The sequence below is a fragment of the Polyangiaceae bacterium genome (assembly GCA_016715885.1).
Classification (GTDB): domain Bacteria; phylum Myxococcota_A; class Polyangia; order Polyangiales; family Polyangiaceae; genus Polyangium.
In genome coordinates, this window is sequence record JADJXL010000028.1 from 532,671 (window position 1) to 547,966 (window position 15,296).

General features: G+C 61.4%; 16 protein-coding genes. 6 read left to right on the forward strand and 10 right to left on the reverse strand.

Going from position 1 to position 15,296, the window contains the following annotated elements; genetic code table 11:
* Positions 1–22: 22 nt before the first annotated feature.
* From ptsP to IPM54_43590, 7 genes are all read right to left on the reverse strand, one after another.
* A complete protein-coding gene (ptsP, locus tag IPM54_43560) occupies positions 23–1,798 on the reverse strand; it encodes a phosphoenolpyruvate--protein phosphotransferase (GenBank protein MBK9266653.1) in 1,776 nt (591 codons plus the stop codon).
* The gene (locus IPM54_43565; GenBank protein ID MBK9266654.1) at positions 1,795–2,079 is read right to left on the reverse strand and encodes an HPr family phosphocarrier protein; all 285 of its coding nucleotides are present in this window, start codon (positions 2,077–2,079) and stop codon (positions 1,795–1,797) included. Before IPM54_43565 ends, ptsP begins: the two co-directional genes overlap by 4 nt.
* Positions 2,076–3,041 carry an RNase adapter RapZ gene (gene rapZ, locus IPM54_43570; GenBank protein ID MBK9266655.1) on the reverse strand — a complete coding sequence of 322 codons (966 nt, stop codon included), beginning with the start codon at positions 3,039–3,041 and terminating at the stop codon, positions 2,076–2,078. The genes IPM54_43565 and rapZ overlap by 4 nt, the downstream gene beginning before the upstream one ends.
* Entirely contained in the window at positions 3,038–4,141 is a 1,104-nt protein-coding gene (gene hprK / locus IPM54_43575; protein MBK9266656.1) for an HPr(Ser) kinase/phosphatase, read from the reverse strand. The genes rapZ and hprK overlap by 4 nt, the downstream gene beginning before the upstream one ends.
* Positions 4,138–4,614, reverse strand: coding sequence for a PTS sugar transporter subunit IIA (locus tag IPM54_43580; protein ID MBK9266657.1), 477 nt, complete (start codon positions 4,612–4,614; stop codon positions 4,138–4,140). Before IPM54_43580 ends, hprK begins: the two co-directional genes overlap by 4 nt.
* A 305-nt stretch (positions 4,615–4,919) precedes the next feature.
* Complete coding sequence (gene raiA, locus IPM54_43585; GenBank protein MBK9266658.1) at positions 4,920–5,273, reverse strand: ribosome-associated translation inhibitor RaiA; 354 nt, start codon at positions 5,271–5,273, stop codon at positions 4,920–4,922.
* Positions 5,274–5,560: 287 nt separating this feature from the next.
* Complete coding sequence (locus IPM54_43590; GenBank protein MBK9266659.1) at positions 5,561–5,914, reverse strand: hypothetical protein; 354 nt, start codon at positions 5,912–5,914, stop codon at positions 5,561–5,563.
* Positions 5,915–6,214: 300 nt separating this feature from the next.
* Between IPM54_43590 and IPM54_43595 the strand changes: the two genes are divergently transcribed.
* The 3 genes from IPM54_43595 (at position 6,215) to IPM54_43605 (ending at position 8,913) form a co-directional block, all read left to right on the forward strand.
* The gene (locus IPM54_43595) at positions 6,215–7,084 is read left to right on the forward strand and encodes a protein kinase (GenBank protein ID MBK9266660.1); all 870 of its coding nucleotides are present in this window, start codon (positions 6,215–6,217) and stop codon (positions 7,082–7,084) included.
* Positions 7,085–7,131: 47 nt separating this feature from the next.
* Entirely contained in the window at positions 7,132–8,280 is a 1,149-nt protein-coding gene (locus tag IPM54_43600) for a cystathionine gamma-synthase (GenBank protein MBK9266661.1), read from the forward strand.
* A 63-nt stretch (positions 8,281–8,343) separates the two neighbouring features.
* Positions 8,344–8,913 (forward strand): hypothetical protein, encoded by a 570-nt coding sequence (locus IPM54_43605; GenBank protein ID MBK9266662.1) that lies wholly within the window; start codon positions 8,344–8,346, stop codon positions 8,911–8,913.
* A gap of 67 nt (positions 8,914–8,980) precedes the next feature.
* Here the strand turns inward: IPM54_43605 and IPM54_43610 are convergent, their stop codons facing one another.
* Positions 8,981–9,844 (reverse strand): Stp1/IreP family PP2C-type Ser/Thr phosphatase, encoded by an 864-nt coding sequence (locus tag IPM54_43610; GenBank protein ID MBK9266663.1) that lies wholly within the window; start codon positions 9,842–9,844, stop codon positions 8,981–8,983.
* Positions 9,845–10,020: 176 nt separating this feature from the next.
* Positions 10,021–10,578 carry a ribosome recycling factor gene (frr, locus tag IPM54_43615; GenBank protein ID MBK9266664.1) on the reverse strand — a complete coding sequence of 186 codons (558 nt, stop codon included), beginning with the start codon at positions 10,576–10,578 and terminating at the stop codon, positions 10,021–10,023.
* Between the two features lie 177 nt (positions 10,579–10,755).
* On the opposite strand from frr, the gene IPM54_43620 reads away from it, so the two are divergent.
* The 3 genes from IPM54_43620 (at position 10,756) to IPM54_43630 (ending at position 14,240) form a co-directional block, all read left to right on the forward strand.
* Positions 10,756–11,406 (forward strand): DNA-3-methyladenine glycosylase, encoded by a 651-nt coding sequence (locus IPM54_43620; GenBank protein MBK9266665.1) that lies wholly within the window; start codon positions 10,756–10,758, stop codon positions 11,404–11,406.
* A gap of 94 nt (positions 11,407–11,500) precedes the next feature.
* Complete coding sequence (locus IPM54_43625) at positions 11,501–12,658, forward strand: hypothetical protein (protein ID MBK9266666.1); 1,158 nt, start codon at positions 11,501–11,503, stop codon at positions 12,656–12,658.
* A gap of 169 nt (positions 12,659–12,827) precedes the next feature.
* Entirely contained in the window at positions 12,828–14,240 is a 1,413-nt protein-coding gene (locus IPM54_43630) for an inorganic phosphate transporter (GenBank protein MBK9266667.1), read from the forward strand.
* A gap of 36 nt (positions 14,241–14,276) precedes the next feature.
* On the opposite strand, the gene IPM54_43635 is transcribed toward IPM54_43630, so the two are convergent.
* The gene (locus IPM54_43635; GenBank protein ID MBK9266668.1) at positions 14,277–15,290 is read right to left on the reverse strand and encodes a zinc-binding dehydrogenase; all 1,014 of its coding nucleotides are present in this window, start codon (positions 15,288–15,290) and stop codon (positions 14,277–14,279) included.
* Positions 15,291–15,296: the final 6 nt, after the last annotated feature.

The window sequence follows — 15,296 nt, forward strand, 5'->3', positions numbered from 1 at the left end:
GATTCGTCACGGCACGATGCCTTCAACGTTCGCCGGTGAGAAGGTCATAAAGGCGCGGCGCAAACGATTCGGCAATGCACGTTTCGATTTCTTCGGCAGTACCGTAACGAAGCGCCTCTTGCGCCACCGCTTCGGCCTCGTCGAGCGTCACGCGACGCAGCGCTTCTTTGATCTCGGGAATGGCCGCCGCCTCCATGGAGAGGTCTCGCATGCCAAGGCCAAGTAGCAGCAGCGCAGCCAAAGGATCGCTCGCCATCGCGCCACAAATGGAGACCGGACAGTCCCACCCTTCGCCAGCTCGAACGACCGAACGAATCAGACGCAAGATGGCGGGGTCGAAGGACGACGCGAGGTACGCGAGCGAGCGACTCGAACGATCGACCGCCAAGGAGTACTGCACGAGGTCGTTGGTGCCGAGGCTCATGAAAGCCGCCTCTTGCGCGAAGAGGTCCACGAGCACCGCTGCTGCTGGAACCTCGACCATGATGCCGAGTGGGATGTCGTCTGCACACGGCAGACCGCGCTCCTTGACCTGCGCGATGGCTTGGTCGAGGTACTTCCGCACCTGCCGCAATTCGGTCAACGTGGCGACCATCGGCACCATGATTTTCACGTTGCCGTACGCGCTCGCACGCACCATCGCGCGCAGGTGTTCGAGAAACATCTCGGGCTGCGACAACGCGAGACGCACGGCTCGCAGGCCAAGCATCGGGTTCATTTCGGGAGGAAGTTTCAGGTGCGAGATGAACTTGTCGCCGCCGATGTCGAAGGTGCGAAGCGTGACGGGCAGCGGCTGCATCGTCTCGACGACGGCGCGGAAGATTGCGAACTGCTGATCTTCGCTCGGCGGTGAAGAACGATCGATGTAGAGAAATTCGGTGCGATAAAGGCCGATGCCTTCCGCGCCATGATCACGCGCAAGAACCGCTTCGGCAGGCAGCTCGACGTTGGCCCGAAGCGCGACGCGCACGCCATCTTTGGTGACGGCAGCGCGGTCACGCGACGTGGATAGCTCGCGCGACAGCGCTGTATGGCGCTCGCCGCGAGCACGCGCATCGTCGAGCTCACGCGTGGCAGGACGCACGACGACGTGACCACGCAAGCCGTCGACGATGACGACATCTCCGGAAGAGATGTGTGCGAGTGCATCGGTCACGCCGACGACGGCCGGAATTTCGAGCGCGCGGGCGAGGATGGCCGTGTGACTGGTGCGTGTGCCGATTTCGGTGACGATACCGACGACCGGTTGGCTGATCATCGCGGCCGTGTCCGCAGGACTCAGATCATGCGCGATGACGATGGAGGGTTCGTCGAGGCGCAAGTTTTGCTGCTCCGGGTCGCTCGTACCGAAGGCGCGCAAGATGCGGTCGCCGATGAAGAGCACGTCGTGACTTCGCTCGCGCAGATAGTGATCGTCGACCGCTGCAAGCCGCTTTGCGATGAGGTCTGCGGCTTCCGCAACGGCCCACTCGGCGCATCGTTTTTCATGACGAACTTGGTGTTGCACGGCTTCGGCAAGCACGGGGTCGCCAGCCATGAGCGTATACGCCTCGAGAATGGAGGCCTCGGCGCTTTTGTCGCTGAGGCGCTGTGCCATCTCGCGCAGGTCGCGCTGCGCGCGTGCGACGGCGTCTTGGAAGCGACGAAGCTCGGAATCGAAGTCGGCAGTCGTTACCGGATAACGTGGACACGACGCGCGGCTGTGCCCAAAGACGACCGCCTTGCCAATGGCGACTCCAGGCGAGCCTGCGATGCCTCGCATGACGGTGGGAGCCGAAGGGACAGGCTCGTCGCTCATTCGGTCTCTCCGAAGCGATTCGCGATGAGCTCTCCGATGGCGGTCACGGCTTGGTCGGCGTTTGGTCCGCGCGCTCGAACTTCGATCACCGTGCCAACACCACCGCACAAGAGCAGCACGCCCATCACGCTCTTGGCATTCGCGGGCTCGCCATCTGGCCCGGCTACCGTGACTTCACAGGGATATTTGCCAGCGAGCTGCACGAGCTTCATCGCCGCGCGCGCATGCAAGCCGCGCGCGTTGACGATCGTGAATCTGTCGCTGGCACTGTCTCCACTCACGGTTTGCCCCCCTCGAGCCCCGCTTGCGTACCGCTCGTCGGCCCCGTGTCTTGCGCAGTCGCATGATCTGCTCTGGCAATGTCGCGATGGACGATCGAGATGGGTAGCTCCACCTGCTTGCATAGATTGTCGGCTAAAACCTCGACAACTGCTACCGAGCGATGACGCCCTCCGGTGCATCCGATCCCGATGGTCAGGTAACTCTTGCCTTCGCGCTCGTAACGCGGCAGCGCAAACTTCAAAAGTTCCGAACACTTATCGAGCAACTCGGAAGCTTCACCGCTCTTGAAGACAAAGGCCTGCACGTCTGGATGCGTCCCTGGCAGATGTCGTAGTTCCGGGACGAAGTGGGGATTGTCCAGGAACCGAACATCGAAAACGAGGTCGGCATCGACGGGAATTCCGTACTTGAAACCGAACGACATCAAACGCGTGACCATGCGCGGTGCTTCGGCACGACCTGGACCGAGATGCGCAATGACTTGCTTGCGCAGTTCGTGAACACTGAGGCGCGTCGTGTCGATCACGACGGTCGCGATGGCGCGAAGCGGTGCGAGCCGCTCACGTTCGAGATGGACGCCATCGAGCACGGCGAGGCCACCGCTGCTGGACTCCGTACGAGATGCGGCAGCGGCGAGTGGATGTGGACGACGTGTTTCGTTGAAGCGTCGCAGGAGCGCTTCGTCGGATGCATCGAGAAAAAGAATGACGACGTCGCGTCCCTTGGAGATGCGCTCGAGCGCTGGGCCTGCGCCGTCGAGGAACGCGAGCGCACGCATGTCGATGCCGAGGCCAATGCGTCGCACGTCGCCGGATTCGCAAGCTTCCACGGTGGATGTGACGACCGACGTAGGAAGATTGTCGACGCAGAAGTAGCCAAGGTCTTCGAGCGCATGAAGCGCCGTCGACTTTCCTGCACCGGACAAACCCGTGACGACGACGACGTGACTGCGCTCGGTCATGACGAGCTCCTCGGGCCGTAGTCGCTGGGTGGTTCGGAAGGAGAAACGCCTTCCGAAGGCTGCGACGTGCCGCCTTCGCCTGCTCCGCGAGGTTGGGCGCCGAGCAGCACGCCTTCGAGGTTACCGAAGAACTCGCGCGCGGCGTGATGCCCAGCGCTCTTCAGCAATTCGTTACGTGCAGCGACTTCGATGATGGTCGACATGTCTCGCCCGGGGCGCACGGGAATGACGAGCTCGCGGATCTTCACGCCAAGGATTTCCCGATGCCGATCTTCGAGACCAAGGCGGTCGTATTCGGTGTCTTTCGACCATTCGACGAGCTTGATGACTACGTCGATGCGCTTGCGTTCGCGCGTTGCCGTGATGCCGAAGAGGTCCTTGATGTTGAGAATGCCGAGCCCTCGGACTTCGAGGTGATGGCGCAGAAGTTCTGCCGGAGTACCGAAGACCATGCCCGGTGGGCGGTAGTCACATTCGACGACGTCGTCGGCAACGAGGCGATGCCCACGCATGACGAGGTCGAGTGCGCATTCGCTTTTGCCAATGGCGCTCGCACCGCTGAGCAGAACACCGACGCCGAAGACGTCGACGAGGACACCGTGCATGCGCACGCGCGGAGCCAAGCGATCATCGAGCAGTCCATGCAGAGCGGCGATCGTGGCACTGGAACGCGCATGCGACTCGAGCAGCGGCGTGCTCGAAGCCTTTGCAGCAGCAACGAGCTCCGGCACGGGCACGAAGACGTGTCCCGAAGCGTCACTCGCTGCGCGCGCGCCAGTCGTCACGATGACGCAGCAGATGTCGAGCGCGAAGAAATCGCGCAGCGCCGCGTCGCGCGCCTCCGCTGACAGGCATTGAAGAAACGACAGCTCGGTTTGTCCGAGGATCTGAATGCGCGACGAGACGATGCCGTGGAAGTGGCCCACGAGGGCCAAACCCGACTTTTGGATGCGCGAATGTCGAATGAGCCGATCGAGACCCGATTCCCCGGCGAGCAAATCCAGCTTCAAACCGAGATCGGGGTCCGACAGTAGCGCACGTACCGTGATCGACGGACGCACGCGAGCAGACGGATCGCTCGACCGCGCGGACTCGGTCATGCGCTGCTCCTGGTCTCCTCGGCACAGATGCGGTCGAAAGCGCTGGTGCCCGTGGGTGCGGCAAGGAGTCGCTTACGAAACTCGTCCTGGCGCAAGAGGCGCGATACGCGCGCCAGAATCTTCAAGTGCTCGCCCGCTTCACGCTTGGGGCCGATGACGGCGAAGAGGATGCTGACCGGAGCTCCATCGATCGCATCGAACTCGATGGGATCGGGACAGAGCAGCACCGCACCGATGTGCACCTCGAGTACGGCGATGCCTCCATGCGGAATGGCAACGCCCCCGCCGACGCCAGTGGATTGGATTTTCTCGCGCTCGACGAGGACCCGCTCAATTTCCGCTGCGGGAATGTCCGTACCTGTCGCGAGAAGCGCAGCGAGTCGGCGAAGCGCCTCGGCCTTCGTTCGCACGACGCCCTCGGATGCATTCGCGACAGACACGCGCTCAGCGCGAAGAATTTGCAGAACTCCCATGGTTGGGCGCGGCAACCGCACTATCCGCTCGCATCGCAAATGTGTCGAACGGCTGCGGTGAGTTTGGGGGTTGAGTGGTTACGATGCCTGTCGCTCTGCACTCGGTATGCTCTACAGGCGAGCAACGAAAATACACGAAACGAGCGCAGGAGCGGCCGAGCCGTACTACGGAAAGCGACGGCTGGCGAGAGTGGAACGCACGGCGTGCAGGATGGAATGGGTGGGAGCGATTCGTTTGGTCAGTATTGCCGGATCGTGTGATCCATCAGGCGACGAATCCCGCCGTCACGAAAGGTGTTCGTCGATCAGTCGCGACCACGATTTTCGCGCTCGACTTCGGCAGCAAACTCGGCAGCACTCGTTCCCCCACGCTTCTTCGCCATGTTGGCTCCTTTGCTCGAATTGATCTGCCGGTCGAGTTTGTCGACGACAGTATCGATCGATGCGTACATGTCCTCGCTACGTTCCTTTGCGTGGAAGTGCTGACTGCCCGAAGAGATGCTCACGTCAGCGATGTGCTCCGTTCCCTCGACGGACAGCGTGACCTGCGCCGTCATCGCCTGACGAAGAAACTTTTGCAGCTTGGCAATCTTGTCGTGCGCGTACTGCTTTACGGCGTCCGTGCCCACCATGTGGCGGAACGTGATTGCAATGTTCATCGAAGGCCGCCTTCCTTTGCTTCTGCCTCGAGGGCAATGCGCTCTCGGGCGCGTGTTACGTGAAGCCATCCTATCATCGTGAGGCCGGATCGCGTGACTGATGTTGTCAACACCGTTTCGTGCGCGGCACGACGCGGTGACAGCCCCATGGAGCCTCGATAGCTTCGCGTCATTCCATGCAACGCCCGATCGAGCATGATCATCTGACGACATAACCCACGAAGGTGCCCAGACAATCCCTCGCCTTCGAAAAACCGAAAACTTTTTCCAGGCGTCCGCGGGCAGCATCATTCGGGCTTCGGCACGTGTTTGCCCTGCGCTCGTTCGAGGGCACGACGGATGACGTGTGGAGCTCTGCCCGAAACAGAAGCTATCTCATCCACGGTGGGGGTTCGTCCAAGTGTCGTGCGAAGCTCTCGCGCAGCGTCGAGCACGAACCGCATGACCTCGACGTCACTTGCACCAATACCTTCGCCCACTTCGAACCCTTCCGCTTCGAGGCGATCGACGAGGTACTCGACTTCGTCGTAACTCACCGCGCGCGTACCAATCACCTCCGCGATGTCATCGAGGTCGATCCGCCCAGAGTCACGGTGACGCTCGACGAGCTCGGAATGAATGGTTGAAATCAGCGGACGCATCGAAATTCTCTTCCCACACTCACCAAGCCATCGCATCCCGGATCTGCGCGCCGTTGCGGACGCCAAGTAGCTGCCGTAGTCGTCGACGAGCTGCGTCGAGCGCGCCCGGTCACACACGCAGCGCCCCGTTTTCAGAAGCAATTTCGATCAAATCATGCATCACGGGTTACTCAGGAGTGTCGACCGCTCCGAAGTGAACAACCTGCCGACCGGGACCCATTACGCTCGAGTCGACGAGCACGACATCGACAGTTCGTACCAACTGGAAGTGATGGTCCAGTAACCGAGAGGAAAACTCCGTTGGCGTTTGCGATTCCCCAAGGAACCGAGTTTGTCCGATTGCTTGGAGGTGGAAGCGTTTTTCAGGTTGCTCTCGTGCGCGAACAGGGCCGCGAAGTCGTCTGCAAACGCCTCTTGCCACATGCTCTGGACACCCACGAGGGTCGCGCGGCCATGGTGCGGGAAGCGAAGCTCGTGTCGCTCGTCGATCATCACGCTCTGCCAAAACTCGTACGCGTAGGAAACGATGCACACGGACCGTTTTTCATCGAAACGTACCTGCCGGGAACATCGCTGCGGGAACTGCGTCGAGGTTGGAGCGCGAAGGACAAACCCGTCCCGCAATCGCTCATCCGACACATCACCGTGACGGCGCTCGAGCTGCTCACCGAGGTGCACGAGCTCGCAGATGACAAAGGGCCGCTTGGAATCGTGCATGGAGACATAAGTCCCGACCACGTTCACCTCGGTCCGCTCGGCGATATCTCCTTCGTCGATCTTGGAGCAGCACGATTCAGAGGACTCGACGCGGACGCCGACACGGATGACCGCGGAACCGTTCCTTACGCTGCGCCCGAGGTGATCCGGGGCGAGGACAAACCCGGACAAACCACCGACGTCTACGCGCTTTGTGCGACACTCCTTTGGTTTGCGACCGGCGAACGGATTTGTGAAGCATCGACCGACGCGGCCATGCTCGCGGAGGTGGCGCAGCGTGGTGTTCGCCGCGATCTCGTCGACACGCTCAACGCCTTCGAGCCACGGCAACGCGAGTGCTTTCGCGCAGCCCTCGATCCAAATCCGGCTGGCAGGCCATCGTCTGCGCGACAGATTCTCGACGCGTTCGCGGCTGCAAGCCCACAGCGGGACATCCCTACCGAAGCGCGCTAGGCTCGCGCCTCACTCCAACCCTCATGCATTTTCGAGCGGCCAAAGACATGTCTGCCAAGACCTCCATCGACACGCTTGCGATTCACGCTGGCCAAGAACCCGATCCGACGAGCGGTGCGGTCATGACGCCCATCGTCATGTCGAGCACGTTCGCGCAATCGAGCCCGGGCGTGCACAAAGGCTACGAGTACTCGCGCAGTGGCAATCCTACGCGCAAGGCGCTCGAGGCTTGCATCGCGGCGCTCGAAGGAGGGGCAAGCGGCTTCTGTTTCGGTAGCGGGCTCGCAGCAACCGCGACGCTTTTGCATACGCTCCGACCGGGCGATCACATCCTCTGCGGCGACGATGTCTACGGAGGCACGTTCCGTTTGATGGACAAGGTCATGGGCCCGATGGGTTTGTCCTCGAGCTTCGTCGACATGCGCAACCCTGCGTCCGTGCGAGCGGCCATTCGTCCCTCGACGCGACTTTTGTGGATCGAGACGCCGACAAACCCCATGCTGAAGGTGTTCGACATTGCCGCGCTCGCCCAGATCGCGCGCGATGCCAACATCGTGTTCGTCGTCGACAACACCTTCGCTACGCCCGTCTTGCAGCGACCACTCGAGCTAGGTGCTCACGCCGTCGTTCATTCGATGACGAAGTATCTCAACGGCCACTCGGACGTCGTTGGAGGAGCGATCGTCACGTCCGACGCGCGGCTCATCGAGCGGATCGGCTTTTTGCAAAACGCAATTGGTGCCATTCCCAGCCCCTTCGACTGTTTCCTCGTGCTCCGAGGCCTCAAGACGCTGCCCGTTCGCGTGAGGCACCAAAGCGCCGCCGCGCTCACCCTCGCCACGCGGCTCGAGGCGCATGCGAAGGTCGCGCGCGTGCACTATCCGGGGCTTGCATCGCACCCCGATCACGCCGTCGCAGCACGGCAGATGAGCGCATTCGGGGGCATGATCTCGGTTGAAATCAAGGGAGGGATCGATGTTTCACGCCGAATGCTGGAACGTTTGCGCGTCTTTGCGTGCGCCGAGAGCCTTGGAGGAGTCGAATCGCTTGCGGAGCATCCGGCGATCATGACGCACGCGTCGGTGCCCGAAGAGAGTCGACGTGCACTCGGGATCTCGGATGGCCTCGTGCGTCTTTCCGTGGGTCTGGAAGGCGTAGAGGATCTTTGGGGCGACATCGAGCAGGCCCTTGCCTGACCGTTTGCGACCCTCGACTCTATTGCTGTAGAACCGATTGCAACCCACGCAATGGAGCCACTCATGCGCCTCGCAATTCTTTCTTGTTCGACACTCGTTCTCGCCACGTTCGCTCTCGGCTGTGAAGACCCGGTCCCGCCGACGCCGCAGGGAGCGTTCATGGTCAACTTCTTCGACACTGGCGCGGAGTGCCCCCACAAGAGCCACCAAAGCGCCATGGGAGTGCTCTCGTCGATCGATCGGACGACCATCGCCGTCGATGGCGTCAAGGGCGCCAGCGTGACGTGTTCGGTCAAGGGTCCGGACCTCGGACCGTTCAGCGTCGAAGCGGCATACGACTTCGAAGGCACCGAGATACTCAACGTCTCGATCAGCAAGATCGACTCGAAAGCCACCGAGGACGCCCCTGCTCAAGGTCTCGTCGGATTTTCCTCGTCGATCACCGGTGGAGACTTTTTTGGCTCGAGCGAACCGTGTGAGTTTTACATCGAGCCTGCTGGTCCATCGGGCATCGGTGAAGGGGTAAAACCCGGCTCTGCATGGCTTTCGTTCAAGTGTCCGACCATGGTCGAGTCGAACAACACGTGCGCCATCAACGAGAGCTACGTGCTCATGGAAAACTGCACGCAGTAAGCGGATGTCACAGAGACGTGGTCACGTGGCGCTTGGGGCAGGCGTGACCACGGAGCTGCTGCGGTCGTCAGGACTGCGTGTCGTCGTCGCTTCCGGCCGTGCGTGACGCAGCGAGCAGGATTTGTGCGGCGGGCATTTGCTGCGTAGGTTCGTCGACGACCTCGCTCTCGTCCTCGAACCGCACGACGAGCACGGTGATGTTGTCGTCGCCGCCAAGCTCGTTGGCTTGCGCAATGAGGCGCCGACACATTTCGGTCGTATCGCGTGATGTGTCGACGAGGTCGCGGATTTGGTCGTCCGTGAGCATCCCGGACAAACCGTCCGAACAGAGCAGGTAAACATCACCGACGCGTGGTTCGTCGCTCATCAAGTCGACCGCGACGTTGTCGTGCATGCCGAGCGCGCGCGTGATGACGTTTTTGGGCAACTCCGCGCGTTGTTCTTCCGTCAGCTCGGGCATCGCCATCAAGTAGTCGTTGATGAGCGAGTGATCGCGGGTGAGTTGTTGGATCGTTCCGGCCCGGACGCGGTACGCGCGACTGTCGCCTACGTGGCCGACGTAAATTCGGTTGCGACGCTTGGAGAAGACGGCACCGACGACGGTCGTGCCCATGCCGGCGCACTCGCGTGATCGAATGCTGCGTTCGAAAATTCTGCGGTTGGCGATGAGGATGCCGCTGAGCAGCCTGTTTTCGTCTTCGGTCAAGTTCGCGTCGAAAGCGATGGGCCACGTCGCATCGTCACTCGCCGTCGAGCGAAAAAACTCGCTGATGGAATCGGTTGCGATGCGGCTGGCAACATCACCAGCGCGATGGCCCCCCATGCCATCGGCAACGATGTACAGCCCGTACTCGCTGAGTACGGCGTAGCTATCCTCGTTGTGATCGCGCTGGAGACCGACGTCGGTCATCCCGTATGCAACTGCGCGCATAAACCTCGGCGCCCTCGGTCCGGGTCGTAATGGGCGAAAGCTACGGTTTCATGCAGCGTTTGGGCTGTCAAGCCATCCTTGCGTCCGGGATGCCAATTCGGCAACTCGGCGTCGCATTCGTGCTCGGACCACCATTGTGCCGATTCGCTCCTTCGACGTCGCCGCCCCGATTCGCTCTACACCTCGAGGATGTCCTTTTCCTTGGCGGCAATCACCTTGTCGACCTGAGCGACTCCGTCCGCCACGACCTCGTCGATTTTTTTCTTCGTCCGATCCGCGTCGTCCTTGCTCACGTCGCCACCTTCGTCGAGCGAGTCCACCATCTCGTTGGCATCACGGCGGTGCTTGCGAATGGCGACTTTCGCTTCTTCCCCGTGTTTCTTGGTCAGCTTGACCATCTCCTTGCGCCGCTCCTCCGTCAGCACCGGGATCGGGATGCGGATGAGCTCGCCGTCGACTTGCGGATTCAAGTTGAGATCGCTCTCGCGAATGGCCTTGTCGATGGCTTTGACTTGCCCCTTCTCCCACGGCTTGATCGTGATGAGACGTGGCTCAGGAATGCCTACGGTCGCCATCTGACTGATGGGGGTCGGCACCCCGTAATAGTCGACGCGGATAGCATCCAGCATCCCTGCGTGCGCCCGTCCGGTGCGCACACGCGCTAGATCTCGACGGAGTGCCTCGATCGATTTATCGATACCCGTCCGCAGCTCGTTCAATACGTCGTCCAGCATGCCGATCTCTCCTCGTCTCCTGCGGCGGCGAGCTTAGCACGCCAACCTCCGAGCACGCGTAACCGCGATGTGCCCCGCTCGGCAAGTTCCAGATCGTACCAAGTGAAAAAGAATTCCGAGTTGCACCATCCCGTCCGCGGCAAACTACGGTCGGCCGGAACGCACGGCAACATCGCCATGACACGCATCAAAATCGAAGGACATTCGTTGCCCCCGGCAAACGTTTCGTTCGAAGGGAAACCTTTGCCCCGTTCCTTCTACGACCGCGAGGTCCTCGACGTCGCCCCTGCCCTGATTGGCGCAATCCTCGTGCATCGATCGAACGAAGGCACGACGGCTGGTCGCATCGTCGAGTGCGAAGCGTATCGAGGTCCTGAAGATCTCGCAGCGCACAGCGCTGGAGGCAGGCGTACGCGACGCACCGAGGCCATGTTCGGTCCGCCCGGGCATACGTACATGTTTCTCCTGTACGGCGTAAATTGGGCGTTCAACGTCGTCGTTGGAGCAAGCGGTCTGCCGCACGCGATCCTCGTGCGCGCCATCGAGCCCATCCACGGATTGGACCTCATGAGCAAACGACGCGGGGTCGACCCGCATCGACTCATGCTCACGAACGGCCCTGGCAAACTCACGAACGCCATGGGCCTCGATGCCACGCACTACGGTGAAGACCTCTGTAGCGAGCGCCTCTTCATCGTCGGAGGTGCGTCCAAAACGATCGGTATTTCGGCTCGAATCAACGTCGATTACGCCGGTGAGCACGCGCTCCTCCCGTGGCGGTTCTACGAACGTGGCAATCGCTACGTATCGGTCGCCCCGAAAAGTTGACCCAACCGCTCGCATTGCGCGATGCTTGGCGACGATTGAACACTTGGCACCACCGCGGGAGATGCGCGGGTGATACCAAGACGGGGAGATTCGAATGGCTTTCTGGAGCGCGGCCGACGTCGAGATCGCTTCGCGCATCATCACCGCGAAGACGCGGAACGAACGGCGCGTGCGCGGAAAACTCACGCTGCACTTTTCGGACCCGCAAACGCAAAGCGACGCCGACCAAGCGGCCGATCGTTGTGCTTCGCTTGCTGAAGAAATCATCAGCGAAGCGTCCGATCACCAGCACATCCTCGAATTCGAAGGCGAGTTCATCTCGGCACTGCGCCGCCGCTTGCCGATCGACATTCCTCCAGTGCGTTCGATCGATCTCGCAGGGTTGCACGTCATCGGTGATCCGAGCGCATCTTCGGGCATTCGTCGCTCGACCGCGTCTTTCCGCGCCGTCGTTCCGCCTGTTTCGGCATCTTCAGCGCTCGCTCCGACGCAAGCGCCACCGCCACCTCCGATCCCAAACCGCACGCCAGGATCTTCGCCCGCGCATCGAGCATCCAATACGCCACCCTCTTCGATGATCACGACGGGCCCGATGTCGCGCGCCGCAGCTTCATCCAAGCGTCCAACGTTCAGCCGCATGCGCGCGATGACTCCAGCGATGGTGCTGCCCCCGGGTTCGCCCCCGCTTGCCATCGCGCGGGTGCTCGCGCCCTTCATGAGCGATTGCGCGAGCCGCATTCTCGTGGGCTTCTTGCGTGCGTACGACTTGCACGTACTTCGCGGCCTGGCGCTCGAAGACGGCTCGGCCGAAATGCTCGCCGCCGTCGTGCCCGTGTCCGATGCTCCGCTTGGAGGGTACGAAGCAAGCCGCACGGCCGAGCTGACGCGGTGGCAGAATTCGTTTGGCCAAGCGACGTTTCAACGCCTGCGGCGCGAGTGCCAAGTCGTCGCGGTGTTTTTCGCGCACACGTCGCTCTTGCACCAAGACATCCCGCAAAACATCACGCTCGAGATCCTGCAAGAAGCAACGCCGATGGCGTTCGCCGGTGACGCCAGCATCCTGCTCGGCATGAGTCGGTGGCTGAGCCTCAAAGACGAGGAAGTATTGCCCGCCCTCTGTGCGCACCTCACCGACCTCGTTGGTCACGGCAATCCCCACGAGCTCGCATCGGCTCTCAGCCTGCTCGTCGCATCCGTCAACGAAGATCTCGTCCTCGCAAGCTCGCTCGCCAAAGATGCCGTTGGCATGTAGCCAACCCGCAAAATGGCTTGCCCTCCGAGCGAGCCACTAGCAAGACACCGCTCTGTCACACATCTGTGACGATCCGCCATCTACTGTGCGCGCGTCGGTATACCGCCCGTGCACTCACTAGCACCCGGCGGCCCATGGTCGCCCCTCCCGGGCACCGAAAGGCTTTCGCATGGAAGCGCTCTTCGACCCGTCACTTGGTTTCGCGGTACAAGCGCTACTCATTCTTTCCCTGCTCATCGCGCTCGGTTTCGAATTCGTCAATGGGTTTCACGACACGGCCAACGCCGTCGCCACCGTCATTTACACCAACACGCTCAAGCCTCACATCGCCGTCGTTTTGAGCGGTTTTTGCAACTTCGCCGGTGTGTTCATGGGCGGCATCGCCGTCGCCATGGGCATCTTGCAACTGCTCCCCGTCGAGCTGCTCGTCTCGAAAGGCGTCGGCGCGGGACTCGCCATGGTGCTCGCGCTGCTTTGCTCGGCCATCTCTTGGAACTTGGGCACGTGGTACTTCGGGCTTCCCGCATCGAGCTCGCACACGCTCATCGGTGCAATCATCGGCGTGGGCGTCGCCAATTCACTCACGCCCGGGCACACATTCGGTGACGGCGTGAGCTGGGGCAAAGCTGCCGACATCGGTTTGTCCCTGCTCGTTTCGCCCCTGTTCGGCTTCACCATGGCAGCGCTGATCCTGCTGCTCATCAAGCGATGGACGACGAACCTCTCGCTGCTCACGCCGCCGCCGAAGGATCATCCACCACCGCGAGGTACGCGCGGCCTGCTCATCGCAACATGTTGTGGCGTCAGCTTCGCGCACGGATCGAATGACGGTCAAAAGGGCGTGGGCCTCGTGATGCTCATTCTGATCGGCCTCGTGCCCGCCGGATTTGCCGTCGACGTGACAGCAGGCCCGGAGCGTATGGAGCGTACGCTTTCGGCTGCCAACAACGTCGCGGCGCTGGTGCGCGATCATCACGACAAGGCATCCGAAGCCGATGCTCAAAAAGCACTCGCTCAGCTCTCTGAAATTCAGCAATGCCTCGCGAACCGAAAAAACGCCGCCGAAATTCCGCGTGAAGACCGCTTCACGTTTCGCCAAAATCTGCTTCTCGCCGACAAAACCATCGGCAACATGCTGAAAGACGGGCACCTCGGGCTGAGCGAGGCAGAAAGCAAAAAGCTCACGACCGAGAGAAAAGCTTTGCGAGGACTCACCGACTACGCGCCCACATGGGTGCTCGTGGCGATTGCCCTGTCACTCGGCATTGGCACGATGGTCGGCTGGAAACGCATCGTCGTGACGGTGGGTGAAAAAATCGGCAAGAGTCATCTGACGTATGCGCAAGGTGCGTCGGCAGAAATCGTCGCAGCAAGCACGATTGGCGTATCGGCATGGCTCGGTTTGCCCGTGAGCACCACGCACGTCCTTTCGTCGGGCATTGCAGGAACCATGGTCGCGCAGCGTTCGGGCCTTCAACAATCCACCGTGCGCAACATCGGGCTCGCCTGGATCCTCACGCTTCCCGCTTCGATGCTCCTGTCAGGAGTGTTTTTCCTGGTGTTCCGAGCGCTGCTCATGTGAACGTTCGCGCCGGCGACAAACCCGCACGAATCACGTTCAATCACCCACCGTGACGATGACGCGTCCCGTCGATCGACGCGACGACATCAGTCGATGTGCATCCGGTAGTCGTTCGAACGCAAACGATTCACCAATGATCGGTCGAATCGCCCCGTCCTTCCACATATCGATCAACCGAGCTGCATTGTCTCGCAGGAGCGGCACTGTATTCGGTACGACGGACAAATTGAAGCCTGCGAGCGTTCGGTTCGTCCCGACAAGCGTATACGGGCTGATGAGCCCCATCGCCAAGAGTCCGCGCACGGCGCGCAAATACGAAATGCCCTTCTCCGTTCCTACTTCGGCAAACCCGTACAGCGCGTAACGCCCCGACATGGCAAGCAGGTTCCATAATGGGCGAAATAGCGTGCCGCCCACCGAATCGAGCACCAAGTCCGCTTCGCCAAAGACGCGTTTTGCTTCGGCCGCACACGTTTCGTAGGACGCGACGAATTCCGCCCCAAGGTCCCGCACGAGCTTGTGTTTTTCCGGCGATCCCACGACGGCCATCACGCGCAAGTTTGCCACGCGCGCCATTTGCAATATCGCCGTTCCAACACCTCCAGCGGCCGCCGTCACGATCACGCGTTCACCCGCGCGCGCTCGCCCAAGCTCGTGCAGTGCATACCACGCCGTCAAATACATCACCGGAAACGCCGCGCCTTCTGCGAAGCTGGCCCACTCTGGCAAATCCATCACGTATTCGGCACCCAAACAAAACTTTTCCGCGTGACTGCCATAAATCGGCACCGCCATCACGCGCCGCCCCACCATTTCTTTTGGTACGTCTGGACCGACGGCATCAATGATGCCCGACGCTTCCATGCCCGGCGTAAATGGAAGTGGCGGCTGCCGCGGATAATGCCCAGCTCGCTCGGCAAGATCCGCAAAGTTTACCCCAATCGCCCGCGTCGCCACTCGAACTTGCCCCGCCGCAGGAATCGGCTCCGGCGTTTCCTGGAGCTGCAATACTTCCGGCCCGCCATTGCGGTAAACCACATACCTGCGCATGGTCGC

Excerpts from the sequence above, each read along its gene's own strand:
- rapZ (MBK9266655.1), bottom strand. The coding sequence starts at position 3,041 with ATGACCGAGCGCAGTCACGTCGTCGTCGTCACGGGTTTGTCCGGTGCA.
- IPM54_43610 (MBK9266663.1), bottom strand. The coding sequence starts at position 9,844 with ATGCGCGCAGTTGCATACGGGATGACCGACGTCGGTCTCCAGCGCGAT.
- hprK (MBK9266656.1), bottom strand. The coding sequence starts at position 4,141 with ATGACCGAGTCCGCGCGGTCGAGCGATCCGTCTGCTCGCGTGCGTCCG.
- IPM54_43635 (MBK9266668.1), bottom strand. The coding sequence starts at position 15,290 with ATGCGCAGGTATGTGGTTTACCGCAATGGCGGGCCGGAAGTATTGCAG.
- IPM54_43580 (MBK9266657.1), bottom strand. The coding sequence starts at position 4,614 with ATGGGAGTTCTGCAAATTCTTCGCGCTGAGCGCGTGTCTGTCGCGAAT.
- raiA (MBK9266658.1), bottom strand. The coding sequence starts at position 5,273 with ATGAACATTGCAATCACGTTCCGCCACATGGTGGGCACGGACGCCGTA.
- IPM54_43605 (MBK9266662.1), top strand. The coding sequence starts at position 8,344 with ATGCGCCTCGCAATTCTTTCTTGTTCGACACTCGTTCTCGCCACGTTC.
- IPM54_43620 (MBK9266665.1), top strand. The coding sequence starts at position 10,756 with ATGACACGCATCAAAATCGAAGGACATTCGTTGCCCCCGGCAAACGTT.
- IPM54_43600 (MBK9266661.1), top strand. The coding sequence starts at position 7,132 with ATGTCTGCCAAGACCTCCATCGACACGCTTGCGATTCACGCTGGCCAA.
- IPM54_43630 (MBK9266667.1), top strand. The coding sequence starts at position 12,828 with ATGGAAGCGCTCTTCGACCCGTCACTTGGTTTCGCGGTACAAGCGCTA.
- IPM54_43590 (MBK9266659.1), bottom strand. The coding sequence starts at position 5,914 with ATGCGTCCGCTGATTTCAACCATTCATTCCGAGCTCGTCGAGCGTCAC.
- frr (MBK9266664.1), bottom strand. The coding sequence starts at position 10,578 with ATGCTGGACGACGTATTGAACGAGCTGCGGACGGGTATCGATAAATCG.
- ptsP (MBK9266653.1), bottom strand. The coding sequence starts at position 1,798 with ATGAGCGACGAGCCTGTCCCTTCGGCTCCCACCGTCATGCGAGGCATC.
- IPM54_43625 (MBK9266666.1), top strand. The coding sequence starts at position 11,501 with ATGGCTTTCTGGAGCGCGGCCGACGTCGAGATCGCTTCGCGCATCATC.